General features: G+C 69.7%; 22 protein-coding genes. 6 read left to right on the plus strand and 16 right to left on the minus strand.

Features of this window, described 5'->3' with window-relative positions; genetic code table 11:
* Positions 1-10: 10 nt before the first annotated feature.
* Together OG241_RS41825 and OG241_RS41830 are read right to left on the minus strand one after the other, a co-directional pair.
* Positions 11-379, minus strand: a complete 369-nt coding sequence (locus OG241_RS41825; RefSeq protein WP_405823168.1) for an MmcQ/YjbR family DNA-binding protein — start codon at positions 377-379, stop codon at positions 11-13.
* Positions 376-783: an MmcQ/YjbR family DNA-binding protein gene (locus OG241_RS41830; RefSeq protein WP_405823170.1), complete on the minus strand. Its 408-nt coding sequence runs from the start codon at positions 781-783 to the stop codon at positions 376-378. Before OG241_RS41830 ends, OG241_RS41825 begins: the two co-directional genes overlap by 4 nt.
* Before the next feature lie 91 nt (positions 784-874).
* On the opposite strand from OG241_RS41830, the gene OG241_RS41835 reads away from it, so the two are divergent.
* Positions 875-1,810: a helix-turn-helix domain-containing protein gene (locus OG241_RS41835; protein ID WP_405823172.1), complete on the plus strand. Its 936-nt coding sequence runs from the start codon at positions 875-877 to the stop codon at positions 1,808-1,810.
* A gap of 113 nt (positions 1,811-1,923) precedes the next feature.
* Here the strand turns inward: OG241_RS41835 and OG241_RS41840 are convergent, their stop codons facing one another.
* A complete protein-coding gene (locus OG241_RS41840) occupies positions 1,924-2,916 on the minus strand; it encodes an aldo/keto reductase (protein ID WP_405823174.1) in 993 nt (330 codons plus the stop codon).
* A 110-nt stretch (positions 2,917-3,026) separates the two neighbouring features.
* Between OG241_RS41840 and OG241_RS41845 the strand changes: the two genes are divergently transcribed.
* Together OG241_RS41845 and OG241_RS41850 are read left to right on the plus strand one after the other, a co-directional pair.
* Positions 3,027-3,692, plus strand: coding sequence for a TetR family transcriptional regulator (locus OG241_RS41845; protein ID WP_405823176.1), 666 nt, complete (start codon positions 3,027-3,029; stop codon positions 3,690-3,692).
* 453 nt (positions 3,693-4,145) lie between these two features.
* Positions 4,146-5,582, plus strand: coding sequence for a carboxylesterase family protein (locus OG241_RS41850; RefSeq protein WP_405823178.1), 1,437 nt, complete (start codon positions 4,146-4,148; stop codon positions 5,580-5,582).
* A 347-nt stretch (positions 5,583-5,929) separates the two neighbouring features.
* Here OG241_RS41850 and OG241_RS41855 read toward each other — a convergent pair whose 3' ends face one another.
* The 7 genes from OG241_RS41855 to OG241_RS41885 all read right to left on the minus strand — a co-directional run bounded on the left by OG241_RS41855 (position 5,930) and on the right by OG241_RS41885 (position 13,259).
* The gene (locus OG241_RS41855) at positions 5,930-6,625 is read right to left on the minus strand and encodes a TetR/AcrR family transcriptional regulator (protein WP_405823180.1); all 696 of its coding nucleotides are present in this window, start codon (positions 6,623-6,625) and stop codon (positions 5,930-5,932) included.
* 43 nt (positions 6,626-6,668) lie between these two features.
* Complete coding sequence (locus OG241_RS41860; protein ID WP_405823182.1) at positions 6,669-7,424, minus strand: SDR family oxidoreductase; 756 nt, start codon at positions 7,422-7,424, stop codon at positions 6,669-6,671.
* 92 nt (positions 7,425-7,516) lie between these two features.
* Positions 7,517-8,155, minus strand: coding sequence for a TetR/AcrR family transcriptional regulator (locus tag OG241_RS41865; RefSeq protein ID WP_405823184.1), 639 nt, complete (start codon positions 8,153-8,155; stop codon positions 7,517-7,519).
* 139 nt (positions 8,156-8,294) lie between these two features.
* A complete protein-coding gene (locus tag OG241_RS41870) occupies positions 8,295-9,053 on the minus strand; it encodes an SDR family oxidoreductase (protein WP_405823186.1) in 759 nt (252 codons plus the stop codon).
* Positions 9,050-9,874 carry an enoyl-CoA hydratase/isomerase family protein gene (locus tag OG241_RS41875; protein ID WP_405823187.1) on the minus strand — a complete coding sequence of 275 codons (825 nt, stop codon included), beginning with the start codon at positions 9,872-9,874 and terminating at the stop codon, positions 9,050-9,052. The genes OG241_RS41870 and OG241_RS41875 overlap by 4 nt, the downstream gene beginning before the upstream one ends.
* Entirely contained in the window at positions 9,871-11,514 is a 1,644-nt protein-coding gene (locus tag OG241_RS41880) for an AMP-binding protein (RefSeq protein ID WP_405823189.1), read from the minus strand. The genes OG241_RS41875 and OG241_RS41880 overlap by 4 nt, the downstream gene beginning before the upstream one ends.
* Positions 11,511-13,259 (minus strand): CocE/NonD family hydrolase, encoded by a 1,749-nt coding sequence (locus OG241_RS41885; RefSeq protein WP_405823191.1) that lies wholly within the window; start codon positions 13,257-13,259, stop codon positions 11,511-11,513. Before OG241_RS41885 ends, OG241_RS41880 begins: the two co-directional genes overlap by 4 nt.
* Before the next feature lie 262 nt (positions 13,260-13,521).
* Here OG241_RS41885 and OG241_RS41890 point away from each other — a divergent pair, with 262 nt between their 5' ends.
* Positions 13,522-14,127 carry a dihydrofolate reductase family protein gene (locus tag OG241_RS41890; RefSeq protein ID WP_405823193.1) on the plus strand — a complete coding sequence of 202 codons (606 nt, stop codon included), beginning with the start codon at positions 13,522-13,524 and terminating at the stop codon, positions 14,125-14,127.
* A gap of 21 nt (positions 14,128-14,148) precedes the next feature.
* On the opposite strand, the gene OG241_RS41895 is transcribed toward OG241_RS41890, so the two are convergent.
* The 4 genes from OG241_RS41895 to modA form a co-directional block, all read right to left on the minus strand.
* Positions 14,149-14,568, minus strand: a complete 420-nt coding sequence (locus OG241_RS41895; protein ID WP_405823195.1) for a molybdopterin-binding protein — start codon at positions 14,566-14,568, stop codon at positions 14,149-14,151.
* Between the two features lie 150 nt (positions 14,569-14,718).
* Positions 14,719-15,804: an ABC transporter ATP-binding protein gene (locus OG241_RS41900; RefSeq protein WP_405823197.1), complete on the minus strand. Its 1,086-nt coding sequence runs from the start codon at positions 15,802-15,804 to the stop codon at positions 14,719-14,721.
* Entirely contained in the window at positions 15,801-16,664 is an 864-nt protein-coding gene (gene modB, locus OG241_RS41905; RefSeq protein ID WP_405823198.1) for a molybdate ABC transporter permease subunit, read from the minus strand. The genes OG241_RS41900 and modB overlap by 4 nt, the downstream gene beginning before the upstream one ends.
* Positions 16,661-17,488: a molybdate ABC transporter substrate-binding protein gene (gene modA / locus OG241_RS41910; RefSeq protein ID WP_405823200.1), complete on the minus strand. Its 828-nt coding sequence runs from the start codon at positions 17,486-17,488 to the stop codon at positions 16,661-16,663. Before modA ends, modB begins: the two co-directional genes overlap by 4 nt.
* Before the next feature lie 351 nt (positions 17,489-17,839).
* On the opposite strand from modA, the gene OG241_RS41915 reads away from it, so the two are divergent.
* Positions 17,840-18,322, plus strand: coding sequence for a molybdopterin-dependent oxidoreductase (locus OG241_RS41915; protein ID WP_405823202.1), 483 nt, complete (start codon positions 17,840-17,842; stop codon positions 18,320-18,322).
* A gap of 37 nt (positions 18,323-18,359) precedes the next feature.
* On the opposite strand, the gene OG241_RS41920 is transcribed toward OG241_RS41915, so the two are convergent.
* Both OG241_RS41920 and OG241_RS41925 read right to left on the minus strand, forming a co-directional pair.
* Positions 18,360-19,889: a helix-turn-helix domain-containing protein gene (locus OG241_RS41920; RefSeq protein ID WP_405823204.1), complete on the minus strand. Its 1,530-nt coding sequence runs from the start codon at positions 19,887-19,889 to the stop codon at positions 18,360-18,362.
* Between the two features lie 64 nt (positions 19,890-19,953).
* Positions 19,954-20,151 (minus strand): DUF4236 domain-containing protein, encoded by a 198-nt coding sequence (locus tag OG241_RS41925; RefSeq protein WP_405823206.1) that lies wholly within the window; start codon positions 20,149-20,151, stop codon positions 19,954-19,956.
* Positions 20,152-20,741: 590 nt separating this feature from the next.
* On the opposite strand from OG241_RS41925, the gene OG241_RS41930 reads away from it, so the two are divergent.
* On the plus strand, positions 20,742-23,498 hold the full coding sequence (locus tag OG241_RS41930) for an AMP-binding protein (protein WP_405823207.1): 2,757 nt from the start codon (positions 20,742-20,744) through the stop codon (positions 23,496-23,498).
* Positions 23,499-23,540 lie beyond the last annotated feature (42 nt).

The following is a 23,540-nucleotide window of genomic DNA, read 5'->3' on the forward strand; positions in this document are numbered from 1 at the left end:
TGCGCGGCGCTCATCGAGCCCCGGGACGGTCGCGTCGCGGCAGTCGCTCGACGGCCAGGTCGTAGGAATCCTCGACCGCGTCGGTGATCAGCCGTTCGGTGACGCCGGGGCCCGGCCCCAGTGAGATCCAGTGGCGTTTGTCGAGATAGCGGCCCGGTGTGATCGAGGCGTGGTCGTGCACGTAGGCGCGGGCGTGTTCGGGTTCGCACTTGACCGTGATGATCTGCTCGTCCGGGTCGTCGGTGACGATCAGGAACACCTTGCCCGCGACCTTGTACACGTCGAGGCCGGGGGTGAAGGGGTAGCCGTGGCTGACGTCGGGCAGGGCCAGGGCAGCCCGACGGGCGGTGTCCTGGAGCCGGTCGCCGGCCGCGCTCACCGGGCCGCCAGCGTGCCGGTGCCTGTGCCTGTGCCGTACGTGCGCGGGTCGACGGGCTGCTCGGCCCTGGGCAGGCGGGCGAGGACGAGCCGGTAGGACTCGGTGACGAGTTCCCGGACGAGTTCCTTGTCGACGCCTTCCCCGCCCTCCAGGGTGATCCAGTGCTTCTTGTTCATGTGGTAGCCGGGGGTGATGTGGCTGTACTGCTCCCGCAGGGCGTGGGCCTCGGCGGGGTCCGCCTTGAGGATCACGACAGGACGCCCCGGCGCCTCGGTCATCAGCATGAACACCTTGCCGCGCACCTTGAACACCTCCCAGTCGGGGCCGAAGGGGTGCTCCAGCGCTGCTCCGGGAAGTTCCTCCGCGCAGTCGGCGGCGGTCTTGTGCAGGTCCGTTCCGTTCATGGGGCGGTGCCTTCCTCAGGAGGTGGTCGCGGCGGGGCGCAGCCCATCCTCTCCCTGAAAGAGACGGAAAAGGGCAGTAGACTGCGGACACGTGATGGTCGACAAGCGACACCTCAGGCCGAGCGGACAGGCCGGACAGGCCGTGTTTCCGCTGTACGGTTTCCAGCCCCCGGTCGGCACTCCCTACGGGCTGGAGGTGAACACCATCGAGGACTTCTTCGCCCAGCACGACAACTGGCCGTGGAACCCGCCCCGACCCATCCGCGCCGGCTTCCACTACCTCATCGCGGTCACCGAGGGCGAGCTGCGGCACGACATCGACCACGTCACGCGGACCGTCGCCCCCGGCCAGTGGCTCTGGGGGCGTCCCGGACACACGCTGTGCTGGCATCCGCCCGGCACCGCCCGCGGCCCGTTCATCATGTTCGAACCGGATGTACTGCGGCCCGAGCTGGCCCGTCTCCTGGCCCCGCTCACCGCGCACGACGCGCCTGCCGTGCTGAGCCCGCACCCCGAGGACGCCGCCTGGCTCCTGCAGACGGCATTCCAGCTCCTGGACGAACACCGCGCCCTCGGGCGCCGTCCCCTCGACGTCCACCACGCCCTGCGCCGCAGCCTGCTCGAGTCCCTGCTGCTGCGCCTGGCCGGCGCCCCGGGTATCGCCCCCGTCGGCACGGTCACGGCCGGCGCGGGCCTCGCCGACAGGTACGGCCGCTTCCTGGACGCCCTGGAACTGCACTTCCGCGAACTGCACCAAGCCGCGGACTACGCCGAGTTGCTCGGCTGCTCGGTCCGCACCCTGAGTCGCGCCGCCCGGGACGCCACCGGCAAGGGCGTACGTGAACTCATCGACGAGCGGCGCCTTCTCGAAGCCCGACGCCTGCTGGGAGTGGCCCGGTGGGACGCCCGGGCCGTGGCCGTCCACCTCGGCTTCACCGATCCCGCGAACTTCGGCCGCTTCTTCCGCGACCGCACCGGTCTCACCCCGGCCGCCTTCGCGGCCCGCGACTCCGGGCCCCACCCGTGAGCGGAGCGCGGCGACGGCCCGAGGGCCCCTGACCGTCAGGGTGAGGGGCGCTCATGCCGTGGGGCTCCCGATCGATTCGGAGGTCCGCATTCGGAGGTCCGCTCGGGCTGGGGTCAGACCCAGTTGGGGGTGTGCTCTTCGGCGTAGCGGGCGCCGAAGCCGCCGGTCGGGAGGATCTCGTGGATCGCGGCGAGGTCGGCCTCGGTGAGGGTGACGTCGGCCGCGTGGGCGTTCTCCTCCATGCGGGCTGCGCTGCGGGTGCCCGGGATCGGGACGATGTCCTCGCCCTGGGCGAGCAGCCAGGCCAGGGCGAGCTGGGAGACGGTGATGCCCTTGGCCCTGGCCAGGTCGCTGAGTCGGTCGACGGCTTCGACGTTCTTCTCGAAGTTGCCGGGCTGCCAGCGCGGGTCGGTGTTGCGCATGTCGGTGGCGTCGTAGGTGCCGGCGGGCTTGGCGGTGCCGGTGATGAAGCCTCGGCCGAGGGGCGAGTAGGGGACGAAGCCGATGCCGAGCTCCTTGAGGAGCGGGAAGAGCTGCTCGACCTCGCGCTCGAAGAGCGAGTACTCGGTCTGCAGGACCGAGACGGGCTGGACGGCGTGCGCCTTGCGGATCGTCTCCGGGCCGGCCTCGCTGAGGCCGAAGTACTTCACCTTGCCCGCGTCGATCAGTTCCTTGACGGTGCCCGCGACGTCCTCGATCGGCACGTCGGGGTCGACGCGGTGCTGGTAGAAGACGTCGATCTGGTCGACGCCCAGGTAGCGCAGGCTGTTGTCGGCGACCTTGCGGATGTTGTCGGGGCGGCTGTTGACGCCGAATCCCTTGGACAGGTCAGACAGGTCGGACAGGTCGAAGCCGAACTTGGTGGCCAGGACCACCTCGTCGCGGAAGTCCTTGACCGCCTTGCCGACCAGGATCTCGTTGGAGCCGGTGCCCAGGCCGTAGAGCTCGGCGGTGTCGAAGAAGGTGACGCCCAGGTCGTGGGCGCGGCGGATGGCGGCGATGCCCGCCTCTTCGTCACCGGGACCGTAGGCCATGGTCAGGCCCATCGAGCCGTAGCCGATTGCCGAGGCGGTCAGGCCCTGGGTGCCGAGTGTCCTGTGCTGCATGCGAATCTCCTGATGTGAAACCAAACAGTTCGGTTTTAAATGTATGTGTAAGCGTACGCCGACCATCGTCCAGTGGCAAACCAAACGGTTCGGTCGGGTAGCCTGGAGGTATGAGTACCGCAACCCGCGCAGACTCGGTCCGCGACCGCATCGTCAGTGCAGCCAAGGCCGAGTTCTCCCAGTACGGGATCGCCGGGGCGCGGATCGACCGGATCGCGAAGGCCGCGAGGACGAGCAAGGAACGCGTCTACGCCTACTTCTCCAGCAAGGTGGCCCTCTACCGGTTCGTCTCCACGCAGGAACTCGCGGCCGTGAGCGAAGCGACCGGCATGGACCCCACCGACCTGCCCGGTTACGCCGGCCGCCTGCATGACTACTTCACCGAGCACCCCGACCGCTTCCGGCTCATGAGCTGGGGGCAACTGGAGCTGGACGCCGACGACTCCCGTCCGCACGACGCCTTCCGGGAAACGGTGACCGGTAAGGTCGAGCAACTTCGCGAGGCTCAGGAAGCCGGCCGGCTGGACGACGGCTGGGACCCGGTCGACATCCTGGTCTTCGTCCACCAGATCTCCACGGCCTGGGCTGCCCAGCCCGACCTGCTGACCCCCGCACGACGAAGACCGCGCCACGTTCCTGGCGGCGCGCCGGGCCGCCATCGTCGCGGCCGTCGGGCGCCTGTTTCCGGCGACCGCGAAGAACTGACCGGGCCCCGGCCTTGGGCCATGGAAGCGCGCCTCGCCTCAGTGGTGCCCGGGAGGCTCGGGGGCGAATGACCGAGTGTCGTCGCATCTTCTGAATATCGAACGGCGGGGACGGCGCCGCCTCCCGGAGTTGACGCACACAGGACCGTGCGCACGGCCCCCGCCGGCTTTCGGTCCGGCCCACTGAGCTCGGCTTTCCGTCATTCGCCGCACCGCTGCTGCTCGACCTCGGGAGCGGCTGCTCACCGGTGGCACGGTGCTGTGCCCTGCTCGGTTGGCTCCCTCCGGACAAGGTCCACCTGGTGCGCTGAGTGTGCTGACAGCAGGATCGCAGGCCGCCCCAGCCTGCCCGTGCTACGAGGAGGCGGGGGAGCAGCGAAGTGTCACCTGGTGACCACCAGGTGGCCGCTGCCCGCCGGCCGATGGTTCGGATTCCACGGGATGCTCGGAGAGCGTGACCGCGAGCGAACAGCAGCCGCCACGCCGCGCGAAGCACCCGATCCGCGACGGAAGGAATCCGACGTCATGACCGCCTCCGTTCCCAAGGCCCTGACCGCACCCGGAGTGCGTTCCTGGTGGGGAATCCCGTATGCCACCGCTGAGCGGTACCGCCGCCCCGTGGTCGCGGACTTCGATCCAGGCCTCCCCTACGACCGCAAGGGTGTCGTCTCGATCCAGCCCGACAGCGGTGACTGGCTCGAAGCGGACAGCGGGATGGGCGAGGACTGCCTGAACCTGAACGTGTGGGCCCCCGAGCAGTCGGCCGGCAAGGCGCTCCCGGTGACCGTGTACATCCACGGCGGCGGATTCGAGGTCGGCGCGAACACGCAGATCACCTCGAACGCCTCCGGTCTCGCCGCGACGGGGCGCGTGGTGGGCGTGTCCATCAACTACCGGCTCGGCGCCCTGGGCGCGATCTCGCTCTCGCAGTACGGCGGGAAGCTCGCCGAGGCCGGCAACCTCTTCCTCCAGGACATCATCGCCGCGCTCACCTGGATCCAGCGGAACATCGCCCACTTCGGCGGCGACCCCGACCAGGTCACCGTCTACGGCCACAGCGGCGGCGCCTACTCCTCCCTCGGACTCCTCGGCGCCTCCTCCGCCGACGGCCTGTACCGGCGCCTGGCCGGGTTCTCCGGCGGGCCCGCCCGCTCCATCCCGGCCTGGTGGGCCGAGGAACTCGCACACCGGTTCGTCACCGAACTCGGTGTCGCGGACAACCCGGAGAAGGTGCTCGACCTCGACCCGCTCGCCCTGCGCGACGCCCTGCGCAAGGTCCTCCCGACGGACCTCGGAGTCCGCGGCGGGGTGGACAACAAGGCCACCGGCGTCGTCCTGGACGTCGGGCAGCCCGGCGCGGTGGTGCACGCCCACCCCATGGACGTCCTCGCCTCGGGCGCGCACCGCGATGTCGACGTCCTGCTGAGCATGGCCAGTGACGACATGGGCTGGTGGGTGGCGAACGACCTCGAACGCTTCGACCCGGGCACCATCGACCGCGTCGTCGACGAGGTCGCGGGGTGGCGTATTTCCCGCTCCCGCGCGCAGAGGATCGTCGACGCCTACGACCAGGGCGGCCGTACCCCGGCCGAGGTCCGTGCCGCGGTCATGGCGGACTACCTCTTCGCGATCCCCGCCGCCCGCGGCGCCCTGGCCCACGCCGCCGCCGGCGGCAACGCCCACCTCCTGGTGATCGGCCCCGCCGAAGGCGCGCCCGCCGTGCACGGCACCGAGATGCACGCCCTGGTCGGCCAGGAACAGCCGGGCCGCAGCGCGGAGCAGGCGGAGCGTGACACCCGTATCCGCGACATCCTGATCGACTTCGCCACCGGCGAGCACTCCCGCCTGTGGCCCGCCGTCACGGACAAGCCCACCTCGGAAACCGTCGGCAACTCTCCCTTCGAGGGCACCGCCCACTACCAGCAGGTCCTCGACCTGTGGGAGGGCATCGACCGCCCCTGACGGCCCGGCGCGCGATACGACACAGCGCGCCAAGGGGGCGAGACAGGGCGAGACAGAGTGAGGAACTCGGCATGAGCCAACCGACAGCAGCAGCCGATGCCGCCGCACCGGCGACCAGTCACTAGGAACGGTTCCGCGACGAGATCCTGACCTGCGTCGGCCGCCTGTCCGAGGCGGGCGTCAGCGTCGATCTGCACATGTGGGGCGGAGCCTTCCACGGGTCCGACCTGTCGGCGGCTGACGCGGCTGTGTCACGCGCCTCCAACGCGACCCGCGAGGAGTTCATCCGGCGGGCTCTCGGCAGCTGAGCGGTGTGACCATCTGGTGGTCCGGCTGGTGGTCCGGGTTCAGGATCCGGCGCGATAGCGGGTGAGCATGAGGGCGACGGCTTCGTCCACGACCGTGCTGTCGACGGGGTCGGTGGGCGGGACGAAGTCGGTCCGTACGAGTTGAGGCCACAGGAGTTGGCCGCAGATCATGCCGAGGAACTGTTCGGCCACCGCGGAGGCCGGCTGCGTCTGTCCGTCGGTCGCGGGGAAGGCGAGTGCGCCGGCCTCTGCCTCGGCCTCCAGGTAGTCGCGGAGCCGGTCGAAGAAGGGTCCGCGATCGATGGCGAAGCCGGTGCCGACGATGTCGGCGAGTTCCGGCATCTGCGGAAGTTCGGTGATGACGAGGCGGCACAGGGCCGCCGTGCCGGGACGCGAGACCAGGCAGGCGTAGTCACGGCCGATGTGCATCAGGCCGTACTGGGGATCGCCTGGCGGGGGCGGTTCGACGTACTGCACGTCCAGCTCCCACTGCTCGGAGGTGACGGCTGCGAACAGCGCGGCCTTCGAGGGGTACCGCTTGAACAGGGTGCCCGTGGAGACACTCGCCTCCCTGGCGATCTGGGCCAGGGAGGTCTTGGCGTATCCCCGGGCGAGGAAGAGGTCGCGGGCGGCGCGGATGATGCGCGCGCGGTTCTCCGCCTTGATCTGCGCGTGGTACCCGGCCTCGCACGTGCCGTCACCGGTTTCCGCTCGGTCGCGGTCCACCGTCGTCATGTCCACGCCCCTTTTTCCCGTCTCTCAGCCGCATCCTCGCATCTCAGAAGATGGTCTGGCCGCCGTCCAGGATAAGGTCCTGGCCCACAGTGAAGGCGGAGGCGTCGGAAGCCAGGTACACGACGGCTTCCGTGATCTCCTCGGGCTTGCCCATGCGCCCCAGCGGGATGCCGGCGCTGATCGCCTCCAGAACGGCCGCCTGCTGCTCGGGATCCTCGATGCCCAGCTTGCGGTACAGCGGGGTGTCCACCGGGCCGGGGCTGATCGCGTTGAACCGGATGCCGTGCGAGGTGAGCAGGTCCGCGTTCCACGACCGCATCAGGGAGCCGACGGCCGCCTTGGTCGCGGCGTAGGCGTTCGAGTGCGCGTAGCCGCCGTGCGCGCTGTTGGACGCGTTGAGGATGACCGAGGACGGGTTGGTGAGCAGGGGCACCAGGGCCTGGGTGAGGAAGAAGACGCTCTTGACGTTGATGTCGAAGAGCCGGTCGTAGCTGTCCTCCGTGTGCGCCTCGAAGGGCCGCCAGTCCGAGACACCGGCGTTCAGGAACGCCACGTCCAGCTTCCCGAAGTGCTCCCGTACCTGCTCCGCCAGGCCGCGCTGCGCGTCGAGATCGCGTGCGTCGGCCTGTATCACCGGCACCTCGTCCCCGAGGATCTGCCGCGCCTTCTCGATGCTGGCCGGGGTGACCCCCGTGACCAGCACCTGAGCGCCTTCCGCGACGAATCGCTGCGCGGTCTCCAGGCCTATACCACTCGTACCGCCGGTGATGAGGGCACGCTTGCCCGCAAGACGATTCATGGTGATTGTTCCTTGCCGAAAAGTGAGGTAAGTCGATGGACTCACCTTCGGAAAGGTAACGCACCCGTCATCCCGGAGGCAAGTCGGTCCACTTACCTTTCTCGGTCCTGTGTCGAGCTGAGTCCGTCCAGGAGGAGGTCGCCGAGTTCGGAGAAGGCGTCGCCGGCGGTCAGGCCGGTCCGCTCCAGGAGGGCTCCGGACTGGACCGCGTCGATGGTGACCGCCACGACATGGGCGGCGAAGTGCCCGTTGAGAGCGCGGAAGACGCCCGCCTGGACGCCCTCCTCGATCAGTTCGTGGACTCGGTGCGCCGCGGCGTCGGAGTTCTTGCGGTAGATCTGCGCCGTCGGCTCGTAGCCGACCATGTCGTCGTAGAAGGCGTGGGAGTGCCGGCGCATGGCTGTGCCGACGCCGTTGAGGTAGACGCGGATGCGCTGCCGGGGGTCGGGTTCGGCCTGGACGGCCTGTTCGATCACGGCGGTCGCTTCCCGGAAGAAGGTGCGGGTGACCGCGAGTACCAGCTGTTCCTTGGTGGAGGCGAGGCTGTACAGCGTCGCCTTGGAGCATCCGAGCCGCTGGGCGAGCTCGTCCATGGTCACCGCGGTGAAGCCTTCGGCCAGGATGATCGTCTCGGCCTGGCGCAGCAGTTCGTCCCGCCGGCCAGTGTCGACGACCCGCTTGCGTGCAGTTCGGCGCGGGCGTCGGTCACGCGAGTCAGTTGGGGCCGTCACCGCGGCAGCCTCCCATGAGAGTCCCCGCCGAAGCGGGGAGTCGATCGTCCGGGCCGACAGACCGACCCTGGTGCATGGGTACCAGCGTACTGGTCAACGTACCTGCGCATGCTCGGCCGCCGGTCTCGCGGTCTCGCGGTTAGCGGATCGAGGATCCGATGGAGATGCCGCCGTCGACGTCGAGGACGATGCCGGTGATGTAGCCGGCGGCCTCGCTGGCGAGGAAGGCGGCGGCTTCGGCGATGTCCTCGGGGCGGCCGGTGTGGCGCATCGGGACCTTGTTGGTGAGCTTGTCGCGTGCGGGCCCGTTCATGGAGGCGAGCATGGGCGTCTCGATGAGGCCGGGGGCGATGGCGTTGGCGGTGATGCCGTGGCGGGCGCCTTCGAGCGCGAGGGTGCGGGTCATGCCGACGATGCCTGCTTTGGCGGCCACGTAGTTGGTCTGGCCGAAGTTCCCGCGCCATGACATGGAGGAGAAGCTGACGATACGTCCGTAGCCCTGGCGTTTCATGGGGCCGAACGCGGCGCGGGCGCAGTGGAAGCCGCCGGTGAGGCTGACGTCGATGACGGCGTGCCAGTCGTCGTCGGTGATGTCCTCGACCCGGTTGTCGCGGATGATGCCGGCGTTGTTGACCAGCACGTCGAGGCGGCCGAGATCAGAAGTGATGCCGGTGATCCAGGCGTTGACCCGGGCGGAGTCGGTCACGTCCACGACGTCGGTGCGGAGTTTCGCGTCATGGGCGTCTGTGATGGTCCCGGCGGCGTCGGTGAGGGCCTGTTCGTTGACGTCGGCCAGGGCGACGGTGGCGCCCTCCGCGGCGAACCGGGTCGCCATGGCGAGGCCGAGGCCTTGTGCGGCGCCGGTGATGGCGACGACGCGTCCGGGGTAGCGGTTCACTGGGTGTCTGCTTTCGTGGTCCGGGGTGCGAGGAAGGCCCGCAGGGCGTCGGCGACCGAGCTGGCCTGCCAGTTGTCGGCGAAGGTGGCGAGTTCCTCGCGCAGGGCGGGCTCGGGGGCGATGCCGTCGATGCGGTGCAGCAGGGTCTTGAGGTGTTGCTGGGCGGGGCTGCTGCGGTCGGCCAGTTGACGGCAGACGCGGGTCGCGGTGGCGTCGAGGTCCGGCTCGGGCACGATCGCCCGGATCCAGCCCGTGTCCGCGAACTCGGTGGCGGGCAGCAGCTCGCCGGTGAGCAGGAGCCAGCGCGACAGTCCGCGTCCGACGGCGCCGGGGAGCCGGACGCTGGATCCGCCGGCCGGTACGAGCCGCCGCTGCAGGTGGCCGTCGCCGATGAGGGTGGTGTCGGCGGCGACGACGACATCGCAGGCCAGGGCGAGTTCGAGGCCCCCGGCGACGGCGTGACCGTGCAGCACGGCGACCCACGGTTTCGGGCTGGCCGCGATACGGCTGAAGCAGGCGGACACGTCGGCCAGGAAGTCGACCGGGTTCTGGCCCTGCTCGTGCAGCTGGAGGAACTGGTGGAAGTCCCCGCCGGCGCAGAAGCTCGGCCCGTTGCCCGCCACGGCGATGACCGCAGTGTCGGGGTCGGCCTCGGCGCTGGTGATCTGCTTGTCCAGGGCCTCGATCAGGGTGATGTCGAGGGCGTTGCGCCGTTCGGGGCGGTTGAGCCGCAGCCAGCGGACGGGTCCGCGTTGCTCGACGACGAGGGGGAGGGCCTCGGTGTTGGAGTCGGAGTTGGAGTCGGTGTTTGTGGCGGTCACGGTGTCTCTCGGGTGGTGAGTTCGGTGCGTCTGCGGCTGCGCAGCAGGTAGCGCTGGGTCTTGCCGCTGGGGGTCTTGGGCAGGGCGTCGATGAAGTGGATGGTGCGGGGGTAGGCGTGGGCGGCGTAGCGGGTCTTGACCAACTGCTGCAGTTCGGTGGCGAGTTCGGCCGATCCCTGGCCGCCGTCGCGCAGGACTACGTATGCCTCGATGACCTCGCCGCGCACCTCGTCGGGTGCGCCGATGACGCTGCACTCGGCGACGGCGGGGTGCTGGGCCAGGACGCTCTCGATCTCGAACGGCCCGATCCGGTAGCCGGCCATGATGATGACGTCGTCATCTCGGGAGGAGAAAAAGAAGTCCCCGTCGGCGTCGATGCGCCCGGCGTCACCGGTGAGGTAGTAGCGGCCGTCGGCGGTGAACTTGCCGTAGCTCTGGCCTGCTGTCTGGTAGTCGAGGAAGGTCATCAACGGGCTTGCCGCTACGTCGATAGCGACCCGGCCGAGCACGCCTGGGCCGGCGGGCTCGTCCTTGTCGTCGGCCAGGACGGTCAGGCTCCAGCCGGGCACCGGCCGGCCCATCGAGCCGGTCTTGAGGGGGCGCGCGAGTTCGGGGTGGTGGTGGTTGGCCAGGGGCATGCCGACCTCGGTCTGGCCGAAGTGATCGTGCACGGCGAGGCCGAGCGCGGCGCCGGTCCACTCGTTGACCTCGGGGGTCAGGGGCTCGCCCGCGCTGGACGCCCGTCGCAGGCACAGCCCCTGCGGTACCGGCACCTTCGAGGAGCGCAGTCCCCGGTAGACGGTCGGGGCGGCGGTGAAGTCGGTGACCTGGTGGTCGGCGAGGGTGCGCCAGGTCGCCTCGGGGGAGAAGCCCCCGGACAGCAGCAGGCTGGGGATGCCCGCGGCCAGCGGGGCGACGATGGCCGCGTACAGCCCGTACGCCCAGCCGGGGTCGGCGGCACACCAGTAACTGCTGTCCTGGGTGACGCCCAGGCCGTACTCCAGGTAGATCTGCCATCCCGCGATGTAGGAGACGGGGTGGATGACGCCCTTGGGCTTGCCGGTGGTGCCGGAGGTGAACATGTGCACCAGGGGCCCGGCCCCGCTCGTGGTGACGGCGGGCAGCGGCTCCGGTGACGCGGCCGCGACGAGGAAGGCGAGCATCAAGTCGTCGCCGCACCCGCCGGCCCCCGAGACGACGACGCGGCGCTGGGGGTCGTCCGGCATGTCCGGGCCCGGGTCGAGTTTGTGACGCTGGTCCGGGTCGACGACCACGACATGCGCGCCCGCGCCCTCCAGACGCAGGGCGATGGCCTGGGGCGCGAAGGCGGTGAACAGCGGGACGTAGACCGCGCCGAGCCGCCAGATCGCCAGGATGACGGTGACCAGGTCGGTGCTCTTGCCCATCAGGGTCGCCACCCGGTCGCCCGGACCGACCCCCAGGCCCCGCAACGCCCGCGCACAGCGGTGCGACTGCTCGGCGAGTTCACCGTAGGTCAGGGTGCGAGTCCCGCCGTTGCCGTCGACGACGGTGAACGCGACGCGGTCGGCCGGGTGTTGGTCGCACAGCAGCCAGGCCACGTCGAGGGAGGGAGCCGTGAATCTCTGGGTCAGTTCGGCGACCCGGTCGGCGGTGGTCACGACTGGTCCTTGCGGTCGATGACCGGCAGAACCAGACGGCTTGGGTGGTTGGGGCCGTGGTGGATGTGGTTGACGGCGGGGATCATCTGCTCCTCGGTCTCCCGGGCGATGACGCCACCGGTGTTGGTGTTGCGGTCGTAGCGGGGGAAGTTGCTGCTGGAGACGTCCACGCGGATGCGGTGACCGGGCAGGAACACGTTCGAGGTGGCCGTCATGTCGACGGTGATCTCGTAGACCGTGCCGGGCTCCATCAGCTCTTCCGTGGCGAGACCGCCCCGGTAGCGGGCGCGCAGGATGCCGTCGCACAGGTTGATCGCCTTGCCGTCGGGGAAGACGTCGACGAGCTTGGCGGTGAAGTCGGTGTCCACCGCCGACGAGGACACGAACAGGGTCAGGCTGACCGGACCGGTCACCTCGACGGGCTCCTCCAGCACCGGGCCGGCGAAGCACAGGACGTCCTCGCGGGCGGCGACGGTCCGCTGGTCGACCGGGCCGCAGAGTTCCAGTGTCACCGGCATGGTTGCCCCGCCGGCGGTGGGAACCGGGCGGCGCGGGTCGTAGAGGTAGGTGTCGTGCCCGGCGCCGGTCGGCGGGTCGGCCGTCAACGCGCCGTCGCCGCCCGCCGTGTTGGCGTGCCCGGCACTCGTGAGGTGGAAGTCGGTCCACCGCGTGTCGGGCAGCGGCCACTCCTGCTCGTCGCGCCACTGGTCGATCCCCATCACGAAGATCTTCACCGATGCCACGTCGTCCAGCGCGGTGGTGTCGCCGCGCAGCCAGTGGTCGAAGAACTTCACGTGCAGGCCGGTCAGGCCCAGCATCTGGGCACTGGCCAGCGGACCGAAGGAACGGTCGGGATAGACGCCGGTCGAGGACATGTGGTCCCACGGACCGATGATCAGTCGTTGCCCGTCGCGTGCCTGCGCGCTGCCCGCCTGCTGGCGGGCAGTGGTGTAGGTGCGCACGGTCTGCCCGATGTAGAGGTCGTACCAGCCACCGATGTTGAGCGCCGGGGCCGTGACGTTCTTGAGCTCGGGCGTGAGCTCCATGGCATCCCAGTACGCGTCGTGGGAGGGGTGGGCCATCCAGTCGTCCCACCACTTCCCGTACGCCGCCAGGACCGGGACTTCCGCCGTCGGCAGGACCTCGTTGAGGGACTCGGCGGACAGCAGCGCCTGACCGATCTGCTGCACCTGGTCCAAGGAGCCCGCACCGGCCGCCAGGGACCGCTGCGCGTCGGCCCCGTACATCATGGCGTTCCACAGGGTGACCAGGCTCAGTGAGAGCGCACCGCCCGGGCTGTACCAGGGCGACTCGTAGTTGTCGATCGACGTGAAGGCCGGCGCGATCGCCTTGAGGGCAGGGGCGCCGGTCACGGCGGTCTCCCACTGGACCATCCCCAGGTAGGACGGGCCGTACATGCCCACCGTGCCGTCCGACCACGGCTGTTCCGCGATCCAGGCGACGGTGTCCTCGCCGTCGGTCCGGTCGGCCATGTGCGGAACGAACTCGCCTTCCGAACGGTGTGTCCCCCGGCAGTCCTGCACCACCACCGCGTAACCGGCCTCCAGCAACGTCGGTAGATCGGGTACGACCCCGCCCGGGCTGACACCCATCGCGTCCTTGCCGTAGGGCATGCGCACGAGCAGCGTCGGAGCCTGTCCCTCGGCCGGATGCCACACATTGGCGGCCAGGGCCACCCGGTCGCGCATCGGAACCCGGACGTCTATGTCGTATACGTGCTGCATCGGTGCTCCTCGTTGAGCTGACGGCGCTGCCGCGAATGTGGGTACGTTAAGAGGTACGTTCGTACCCTGTCAATTACCGCGAGGAGGGTTGACCTACCGTCCGAGGGCGGATCCGGCGGGTGGGCTTTCGGTGCGGGTCCGGGTTCCTCAGCGCGCGGGAGGCCTGGTTTCCGGCGTGCGCGCTGCCGTGCCGCACCCCAGACTTTTCACCGATGAGTTTCCGGCGGTCGTGCGGTCTACCTGTCGACGAAAGGGGCGCACCATGCGCGAGATCATTGTTTGCACGTTCCTGACGCTGGACGGCGTGATGCAGGCGCCGGGCGGTCCGGACGAGGACGCCGAGAGCGGCTTCGTGCACGGCGGCTGGCAGAAGCCGGTGGACGACGACGAGGTCGGCGCGGCCATCGCCGGCTGGTACGAGGAGTCCGACGCGATGCTGCTCGGCCGTAAGACGTACGAGATCTTCGCGTCGTACTGGCCGACCGCCGACCCCGGCAACCCGTTCACCGCGCGGATGAACGGCATGGAGAAGTACGTGGCGTCCCGGACCCTGACGTCCGTCGAGTGGCAGAACTCCACGCTGCTGGAGGGCGACGTCGTCGATGCCGTACGCGAGCTGAAGGCGTCCGACGGGGGCAACGTCAACGTCGTCGGCAGCGGTGACCTCGCCCAGACCCTCATGCGGCACGGCCTCGTCGACGAGTTCCGGCTGACCATCCATCCGGTGATCATCGGTGCCGGCAAGCGGCTGTTCGCCGACGGAGCGATCCCCACCGCGCTGGAGCCGGTCAGCGTCTCGACGACGAAGGGCGGCACCGTCGTCGGCGTCTACCGGACGAACGGCAAGCCCACCTACGACAGTTACTAGGCCTCCGGCGCCGAACCGGGCTCAGACGGTCGCGAGCGAGACCTCTGTCGACTTGATCAGGGCGGTGACGGCGGAGCCCTCGGTGAGGCCGAGGTCGGTGACCGCGTCCATGGTGATGGCGGCGGTCAGTTCGCCGCCGTCGACGGAGACCCGCACGGAGGCCATGGCGGCACCCGTGGCGACCTCGCGCACCGTGCCGGCGAGCCGGTTGCGGATGGACAGGCCCTCCACCGGGCCGGTGGCCAGCGAGACCTCGGTGGCCTTGACCAGGGCGCGCACGGTGGAACCCTCGGCGAGGCCGAGATCCTTGACGGCGTCCAGGGTGATGGCGGCGGTGACGTCCTGGCCGCCGTCGAGGCGGACCCTGACCGTCGCCATGGCCTCCCCCGGGGTGAGCGCGGTGACGGTGCCGGGGAGCTGGTTGCGGATGCTCAGGCTCATGGTGGGACGCCTCGCAGGTTCGGGTTCAGGTTCAGGTGGTTTGTTCACCTTGGGGGTGCTGTGTGACCCACGGTAGTCCGACGGCGGGCTGTCCCGCACGCACGCGCGCAGGCGTGCACGTTGTTCGCTCAGGGTTCTCTCAGGTTTCTCTCAGGCGGGATACGCGTGCGTCTGTGTCGCCTTCACCGTCGCCCAGACCGTGGCGCCGGGGTGCAGGTCGAGTTCCGCGGCGGCGAGGGTGGTGAGGTCGGCGGCGAGGGGGAGTTCGCCGGTGAGGTCGGCGCGGATCTGGTCGCCGTGGGTCTCCAGGCCGGCCACTTCGCAGCGCCAGACATTGCGGGCGCTGGAGCCGGTGGGGCGCTCCCGGAACAGGGTGACGGCGCTCGGCGGGAAGGCGACGAAGACGGGACCGGTGAGGTCCTCCCCGGTCGTGATCGCGGGGCCGGCGTCGAGGCGGGCCGTGTGTCCTTCTGCTTCTCCCCGGTAGAGGTTCAGGCCGACCAGATGGGCGATGTAGTCGGTGCGGGGGTGACGGGCGATGTGCGCGGGGGTGCCCTCCTGGACGATGCGGCCGTCCTCGATGACGACGAGGTGGTCGGCCAGGACCATGGCGTCCAGGGGATCGTGGGTCACCAGTACGGCGACGGCCTCGAAGTCGGCCAGATGGTGGCGGAGTTGGGCGCGGATGTCGAGGCGGGTCCGGGCGTCGAGGGCGGCGAGCGGTTCGTCGAGGAGCAGCAGGCGGGGCTGGGTGGCCAGGGCGCGGGCGAGGGCGACGCGCTGGGCCTGGCCGCCGGAGAGGCGGCGGGGTCTGGCCCCGGCGTGGTCGGTCAGGCCCATGCGGTCCAGCCACCGGGCCGCCTCGGCACGAGCCTGCGCCTTGGTGGCGCCGTGACAGCGCGGCCCGAACGCCACGTTGTCCAGCGCGGTCAGGTGCGGAAAGAGCAGGTAGTCCTGGAAGACGACCCCCACCGGACGGGACTCCGGCGGCGTACGGTCCAACCGCTCGCCGTCCAGCCGCAGATGGCCGCCGGTGAGGGGGACGAGCCCGGCCAGTGCGCGCAGGGCGGTGGTCTTGCCGGCGCCGTTGGGGCCCAGCAGGGCGACCACGTCACCGGGCGCCGCGCTCAGCGTCACGTCCAGCCGGAAGGAACCGCGCTCGACCACCAGCCGGGCGTCGAGCCCCTCGCCCGTGCGGACGGGGGCAACCGTGGTGGCCTTGTCGATGTCGGTCATGAGGCGGTCATCCAACGGTCTCGTAGCCCGGCCAGCACGGCGATCGACACGGCGAGCAGGACCAGGCTGAGGGCGATCGCCGCCTCGGGGTCGTTCTGGAGGGCGAGGTAGACCGACAGGGGCATGGTCTGGGTGCGGCCGGGGAAGTTGCCGGCGAAGGTGATCGTCGCGCCGAACTCGCCGAGCGCCCGGGCCCAGGCCAGTACCGCGCCGGCCGCGACGCCGGGGGCGATGAGGGGCAGGGTGACCCGGCGGAACGCGGTGAAGCGGGAGGCGCCCAGGGTGGCTGCCGCCTCCTCGTACCGCGGGTCGGCGGCGCGCAGGGTGCCCTCGACGCTGATGACCAGGAACGGCATGGCGACGAAGGCTTCGGCGATGACGACACCCGCCGTGGTGAAGGGCAGGGTGACGCCGAACCAGGAGTCCAGCCACTTCCCCACGACCCCGTTGCGCCCGAGCGCCATCAGCAGGGCCACACCCCCGACGACGGGCGGCAGGACGAGCGGCAGGGTGACCAGGGCCCGTACGAGACCGCGTCCCGGGAACTCGACCCGGGCGAGCAGCCAGGCCAGCGGCACCCCGAGCACCAGGCTCACCGCGGTCGCCGCCGTCGCGCAGACGAGGGACAGCTGGAGCGCCTGCCACACCTCGGTGCTGGTCAGCAGGTCGGGCATGCTCCGCCACGGGGTCCTGATCAGCAGGGCGACGAGCGGCAGCACGAGGAACGCCAGGCCGATCAGCGCGGGCAGCAGAAGCGGCAGCGGGGCGCCCCCGCGCATCCCCTTGAGGACAGGGCGGCGCCGCGGGCCACCCGTGAGGGTGTCCGCGGCGTCGGCCCTGTCCGGGGAGGGAGAGGTCACGGCTTGAGGAATCCGGCCTCGGTCAGGACGTTCTGGCCTTCGGCGGACCGCACCAGCGCGATGAACGCCTTGGCCGCCTCCGCGTTGGGCGCGTCCTTCAGGAGGGTGATCGGGTAGGCGTTGACGGCGCCGGCGGACTCGGGGAACTCCACGCCCTCCACCTTGCTGCCCGCCGCCTTCACATCGGTCTTGTAGACGACGGAGGCGTCGGCCTCCTTCAACACCACCTTGTTGAGGGCGGACTTGACGTCCTGCTCGTAGGAGACGGGAGTGAGCTTCAGCTTGGCGGCGTCCAGCGTCTTCTGGACGGCGGCGCCGCAGGGCACCGACTTGTCGCACAGCACGACCTTCAGCGAGGACTTGGTCAGGTCCTTGAGGGAGGAGACCTTGTCGGGGTTGCCCGGCAGGGTGGCGATCTCCAGCTGGTTGCGGACGAAGGTGGCGGGGGTGCCGACCGCGTCCTGCTTGTCGGTCACTATCGCCATGGTCTTGGGGCTGGCGGAGGCGAAGACGTCGGCGGGGGCGCCGCCGGTGATGCTCGCCGCGAGGGTGTCGCTGCCGCCGAAGTTGAAGGTGACCGTGGTGCCGGGGTGGGCCTTCTCGAACTCCTTGCCCAGGGTCGTGAAGCTCTCCTTGAGCGAGGCGGCGGCGAACACCGTCACCGTCCCGGACAGCTTCGGTGAGGAGGACGCCGACGCGGCGGTGTCCGACTTCGCCGACGAGGAGTCGTCGGAGGACGAGCAGGCGCTCAGGGCCAGCAGCGCGGCGACGCTCACACCGGTCACCTGCAGTGTCCGGCGGGTCCGGCGCACGGAACGGGTCATCACGGGTCTACTCCCTCAAGGTCCTGACGGACCCAACTATGGCCTGGCGGCCTTGTCTACGGTCTCTCGACGACCACGTCGGTCGACTTGGTCACGGCCATCGCCGGAACACCGGGCGCCGGCCCCGTTCCGGGCCGAGGAGCCGGTGGACTCCCGTTCCGCCCGGTGTGCCTCGCGGGCGTGGGCCGCGAGGCCGATCCGGTAGGTGTGCACTCGTCGATCATAGTGCCGCATATACAAGGTCATAGTCTGCTGTGGCATCGCATGAGCCGGAATACTGATCTGTCAGGCTGGCATGTGCGTTTGTACGTGAGGGACATCCGGGTACGGTCACCCGGGAGGTGGTAGCCCGTGAGCCAGACCCTCGCAGCTGCCCGTACGGCCGCCGGACCCGCGGCGGAACTCGTCCTCACCGGCGACCTGGACCGGCCGGCCCGGCTGACGGTGCCGGACCTGCTCGCCTGGCCCCAGCACCGCGCCGAGGTCGCCTTCGAGTGCGCCACCAGCGGCGTCCAGCGTCACACCTTCACCGGCCCGCTCCTGCACGACGTCCTCCAGGATGCGCGCCCGGCCTTCGATCCCGCCCGCCGCAAGGACCGGCTGCGCTTCCTCATCGCCGTACGCGGCACGGACGGACACCACGCCCTGCTGTCCTGGGCCGAGATCGACCCCGACTTCGGCCGCGCCCCCGTCCTCCTCGCCGTCACCCTCGACGACACGCCCCTCGACCGGGCCGGCCCCCAGCTCGTCCTGCCCCAGGACCGCTGCGGCGCCCGCTACATCAGCGGTATCGACGCGATACGCGTGGACGGCGGCTACGCCGCGTGGACCTGACGGTGACGGCGGCCGGAGGAGCCCGCTGGAGCGGAGGTCAGATGTCCCGGAAGATCTCGATCTGCGCCCCCACCGAGTTGAGCCGCTCCGCCAGATCCTCGTACCCCCGGTTGATGACGTACACGTTCCGCAGTACGGACGTGCCCTCCGCCGCCATCATCGCCAGCAGGACCACCACCGCCGGTCGCAGCGCGGGCGGGCACATCATCTCGGCCGCTCGCCAGCGGGTCGGGCCCTCGACCAGGACGCGGTGCGGGTCGAGGAGCTGGAGGCGTCCGCCGAGGCGGTTCAGGTCGGTCAGATAGATCGCGCGGTTGTCGTAGACCCAGTCGTGGATGAGGGTCTTGCCCTGGGCCGAGGCCGCGATGGCCGCGAAGAACGGCACGTTGTCGATGTTCAGGCCCGGGAACGGCATCGGGTGGATCTTGTCGATCGGCGCCTCCAGCTTGGAGGGCCGGACGGTCAGGTCGATCAGCCGGGTACGGCCGTTGTCCGCGAAGTACTCCTGCGTACGGTCGTGGTCGAGCCCCATCTCCTCCAGGACCGCCAGTTCGATCTCCAGGAACTCGATAGGCACCCGGCGCACGGTCAGTTCGGACTCGGTGACGACCGCCGCCGTCAGGAGGCTCATCGCCTCGACCGGGTCCTCGGAGGGGGAGTAGTCCACGTCGACGTCGATGGTCGGTACGCCGTGCACGGTGAGCGTCGTCGTGCCGATGCCCTCGACCCGTACGCCCAGCGCCTCCAGGAAGAAGCACAGGTCCTGGACCATGTAGTTGGAGGACGCGTTGCGGATGACGGTCACTCCCGCGTGCCGGGCGGCGGCGAGCAGCGCGTTCTCGGTGACGGTGTCCCCGCGCTCGGTCAGCACGATCGGGCGGCCGGGGGAGACGGAGCGGTCGACGCGGGCGTGGTAGAGCCCCTCCGTCGCCGCGATGTCGAGCCCGAACCGGCGCAGCGCGATCATGTGCGGCTCGATGGTCCTGGTGCCGAGGTCGCAGCCGCCCGCGTACGGCAGCCGGAAGCTGTCCATACGGTGCAGCAGCGGACCGAGGAACATGATGATCGAGCGGGTCCGGCGGGCGGCCTGGGCGTCGATGGACGCCATGTCCAGCTCGGCCGGCGGCACGATCTCCAGGTCCACGCCGTCGTTGATCCACCGGGTCCGTACGCCGATGGAGCTCAGCACCTCCAACAGGCGGTACACCTCTTCGATGCGGGCGACGCGGCGCAGCACTGTGCGCCCCTTGTTGAGGAGCGAGGCGCACAGCAGCGCGACACAGGCGTTCTTGCTGGTCTTGACGTCGATGGAGCCGGACAGCCGGCGACCGCCGACCACGCGCAGGTGCATCGGTCCCGCGTATCCCAGAGAGACGATTTCGCTGTCGAGGGCTTCACCGATTCGAGCGATCATCTCAAGGCTGATGTTTTGATTGCCGCGCTCGATGCGGTTGACCGCGCTCTGGCTGGTGCCGAGTGCCTCGGCGAGCTGCGTCTGTGTCCAGCCACGGTGCTGCCGGGCGTCACGGATGAGCTTGCCGATACGTACGAGGTAGTCGTCTGCCATGGGGTCGAGGTTATCTCAGATATGAGATGGCGCCTTCTGGGGAGTCCGTGCGGGTGACGAACCGTCAGCGGCGCTTGGCGGAACGGGTGCGGCGCCAGCCGAACGGACCGGGCAGGTCCATCGACGTCGTACGGCGTCCCGTGCTGCTGTGGGTGTGCCGGGGGCCGTGGCTGCCGCCGGTCGTGATCGACCAGGAGCCCTTGTTGATGTTGAGGCGTACACCGGGAAGTATCCGGAAGCTCTTGCGGAAGGTGAGAGGCATAGGGGTCGGTTACCCCGGATCGGCGCGGTGATGGCCTCCCGGCCGTTCTTCCCGGCTCGGTCTCCGCATCCGCGTCCGTGTCCGGCGCGATCATCCTGAATGGCCACCCATTTCTTGACCATTTCTTTCCTACCTGTCTCGATTGCTTACGCATGCCGTCAGGAAAAGCGGCACCGGGTTCTTTTGCCGCACATCCGGAAGTCGCAATGTGACGGGCAAGTTGCCTGGATCGACGACTCGCAGGTCAAGGGGGGAGTCGTTTGCCGATTCTTCGCGGAGAGCCGCCCTGGCCTGTGTGTTCTCTCCCACGTCCAGGGAGGGTTTGGCGGACTGTATTTCCCCTTTCCGGCATTTTCTGCCCTGCTTCTAAAGCTTTGACAAGTCCAACCGTCGGTTCCTATTCTCGGCGAATATTTGGAGCCCCGACGTCGTGGCTCAAGGGGTGGCCGGCAGAAATCGGATTCGACCATTCCGCCTATTGGCTCTGTGGTGGGGACCAACAAGTCCGAACGACACCCCGTACGCCGTTCGGCATACCGTCCCGGCGATCCCGGGCACGGCGGCCGACGCAGAGGAAGAAGGCATGCCACATGACCCCAGCCCTGACGACGACGCGGACCATCGTGGACCTGCTGTGTGACGCCGCCCGGGACCACACGGAGTCCGGGCTGCGCTACCCCCGGGGCGTCGACGACCGTGACGCACCCCTGCAGAGCTACTCCGAACTCCTCGACGCGGCGCGCTCGGTCCTCACCGGACTGAGGGAACGCGGCCTCGCCCCACGGGACAAGGTCGTCCTGCTCCTGGAGAAACCGCAGGAGTTCCTCGCGGCGTTCTGGGCCTGCCAGCTTGGCGGGTTCGTGCCCTGCCCGATGGCCGCCCTGGGCGGCGACCCCGAACGCTGGGCAGCCCAGCTCACGCACGTCGACACCCTCCTCGACCACCCGCTGATCGTCACCAGCGCCACCCTCGCCGCCGAACTCCCGCGTGCCGAGGGCCTGTCCGTCGTCGCGCTGGAGGAACTGCACGCCGAGCACCTCGCGATCAGCTTCCACGAGGCCGACCCCAAGGACACCGCCGTCCTCGTGCTGACGTCCGGCTCCACCGGCAACTCCAAGGCCGTGATGCTCAGCCACGCCAACCTGCGTGCCTCCATGACCGGCAAGAACGGCTACCACCGGCTGACCGCCGAGGACATCAGCCTCAACTGGGTCTCCTTCGACCATGTCGCCGCCCTTCTCGAATGCCACCTGCTGCCGCTGTCCGCGGGCAGCACGCAACTGCACGTCGAAGCGCCCGTGGTGCTCCACGAACCGCTGAACTTCCTGCGGCTCGTCTCCCGCTTCGGCGTCACCATGACCTTCACCCCCAACTTCCTGCTGGGGCTCATCAACCCGCAGGCCGACCGGTTCGACGAGGAGGACGGCGCCGACACCGACCTGTCCCGGCTTCGGCACGTCATCAGCGGCGGCGAGGCCGTCGTCCGCACCACCGGTGAGACCTTCCTCCGCCGCTTCGCCCCGTACGGGTTACGCGCCGACGCCCTGTGGCCCGCGTTCGGCATGTCCGAGACCTGCGCCGGCAGCATCTACTCCACAGACTTCCCGGCCGCCGACCAGGGCCAGGAGTTCGCCAACCTGGGTCGGCCCGTCGAGGGTCTGCACATCCGCGTCGCCGACGAGGAACACCGTGAGCTGCCCGAAGGCGAAGTGGGCGAACTCCAGCTCAACGGCCCCATGATCACGACCGGTTACCACAACAACGAGCAGGCCACGCAGGACGCCTTCACCCCCGACGGCTGGTTCCGCAGCGGCGACCTCGGCCGGATCGACGACGGCCGCCTCACTCTTGTCGGCCGCAGCAAGGACAGCGTCATCGTCAATGGCGTCAACTACTTCAGCCACGACATCGAGACGCTCCTCGAAGGCCTCGACGACGTGGCCCGCTCCTACGTCGCGGCCTTCCCCACCCGCGCCCCCGGCAGCGACACCGAGCAGCTCGTCGTCGCCTTCCACCCGGAGTGCGCCGACGGCGACGAGCTCGCCCTGTACCGGGTGCTGAGCGCGGTGCGCAGCAGCGTCGTCATGCACTGGGGCTTCCGGCCCGCGCTCATCCTGCCGCTGCCGAAGGACGCCTTCCCCAAGACCAGCCTCGGCAAGATCCAGCGCGCGCTGATGCGCAAACGGCTGGAGGCCGGGGCGTACGACGCGGTGAAGGACACCGTCGACGACCTGGTGCTGCGCCGGCTGGGCGGCTACACCGCGCCCGAGGGCGACACGGAGAAGGTCCTCGTCGGCATATACGCCGAGATGTTCGACACCGACCCGGCCCGGCTGAGCGCCACCGCCAACTTCTTCGACCTGGGCGGCACCTCACTCGACATCCTGCGCCTGCGCTCCCTGGTCGCCCAGCGCCTCGGCGCGGAGGGCCTGCAGATCATCACCGTGCTGCGGTCCCCGACCGTACGTGCCCTGGCCGCCCACCTCGACGGGACCGCGGACGACGCGGGGGAGTACGACCCGATCGTGCCGATGCAGGTCATCGGCGACAAGACCCCGCTGTTCTGCGTCCACCCGGGCGTCGGCGAGGTCCTCGTCTTCGTCAACCTCGCCAAGTACTTCGTGGGCGAACGGCCGTTCTACGCACTGCGTGCCCGGGGCTTCAACCCCGGCGAGACGCCCTTCGAGAGCTTCGCCGAGATGGTCGACACCTACGTCCGAGCGATCCGCTCCCGCCAGCCGCACGGCCCGTACGCCGTCGCGGGGTACTCGTACGGCGGCGCCGTCGCCTTCGAGATCGCCAAGGTGCTCGAAGCACAGGGCGAGCGCGTCGACTTCGTCGGCAGCTTCAACCTGCCGCCGCACATCAAGTACCGCATGAACGAGCTGGACTTCGTCGAGACCGCCGCCAACCTGGCGTTCTTCCTGGAACTGACAGACAAGAAGCAGTCGCTCGAACTGCCCGCGCAGCTACGGTCGTTGCCGAAGGACGAGCAGCTCGCGTACTTCATCGACCACGCGCCCGAGGGCCGCCTCGCCGAACTCGACCTGACCTTCGAGAAGTTCAAGGCATGGGCGGAGCTCGCCGACGGCCTCACCAACCTCGGACGCGGCTACTCGCCCGGTGGCAGCGTCCGTTCGATGAGCGTCTTCTACGCCATTCCGCTGCGGGGCACCAAGGAGGACTGGCTCAACAACGAGCTGCGCCGCTGGGACGAGCACGCGACCGGCGAGAACCGCTACATCGACGTACCCGGCGAGCACTACACGCTGATGGGCCCGGCGCACGTGGCGGCCTTCCAGTCGATCCTGCGCAAGGAGCTCACCCGCGCCCTCGGCGATGCCTGAACGCCACCGACCTTCGACCCCCGACCCCTAGGAGGGGCAGTA

Origin of the sequence: Streptomyces sp. NBC_01390, from assembly GCF_045040105.1 — a bacterium.
GTDB lineage: Bacteria > Actinomycetota > Actinomycetes > Streptomycetales > Streptomycetaceae > Streptomyces.

Bases quoted from the DNA above. Each gene is read 5' to 3' on its own strand.
- OG241_RS41830 (WP_405823170.1), bottom strand. From the start codon at position 783: ATGAACGGAACGGACCTGCACAAGACCGCCGCCGACTGCGCGGAGGAA.
- OG241_RS41840 (WP_405823174.1), bottom strand. From the start codon at position 2,916: ATGCAGCACAGGACACTCGGCACCCAGGGCCTGACCGCCTCGGCAATC.
- OG241_RS41845 (WP_405823176.1), top strand. From the start codon at position 3,027: ATGAGTACCGCAACCCGCGCAGACTCGGTCCGCGACCGCATCGTCAGT.
- OG241_RS41850 (WP_405823178.1), top strand. From the start codon at position 4,146: ATGACCGCCTCCGTTCCCAAGGCCCTGACCGCACCCGGAGTGCGTTCC.
- OG241_RS41855 (WP_405823180.1), bottom strand. From the start codon at position 6,625: ATGACGACGGTGGACCGCGACCGAGCGGAAACCGGTGACGGCACGTGC.
- OG241_RS41860 (WP_405823182.1), bottom strand. From the start codon at position 7,424: ATGAATCGTCTTGCGGGCAAGCGTGCCCTCATCACCGGCGGTACGAGT.
- OG241_RS41885 (WP_405823191.1), bottom strand. From the start codon at position 13,259: ATGCAGCACGTATACGACATAGACGTCCGGGTTCCGATGCGCGACCGG.
- OG241_RS41890 (WP_405823193.1), top strand. From the start codon at position 13,522: ATGCGCGAGATCATTGTTTGCACGTTCCTGACGCTGGACGGCGTGATG.
- OG241_RS41895 (WP_405823195.1), bottom strand. From the start codon at position 14,568: ATGAGCCTGAGCATCCGCAACCAGCTCCCCGGCACCGTCACCGCGCTC.
- OG241_RS41900 (WP_405823197.1), bottom strand. From the start codon at position 15,804: ATGACCGACATCGACAAGGCCACCACGGTTGCCCCCGTCCGCACGGGC.
- modA (WP_405823200.1), bottom strand. From the start codon at position 17,488: ATGACCCGTTCCGTGCGCCGGACCCGCCGGACACTGCAGGTGACCGGT.
- OG241_RS41920 (WP_405823204.1), bottom strand. From the start codon at position 19,889: ATGGCAGACGACTACCTCGTACGTATCGGCAAGCTCATCCGTGACGCC.
- OG241_RS41925 (WP_405823206.1), bottom strand. From the start codon at position 20,151: ATGCCTCTCACCTTCCGCAAGAGCTTCCGGATACTTCCCGGTGTACGC.
- OG241_RS41930 (WP_405823207.1), top strand. From the start codon at position 20,742: ATGACCCCAGCCCTGACGACGACGCGGACCATCGTGGACCTGCTGTGT.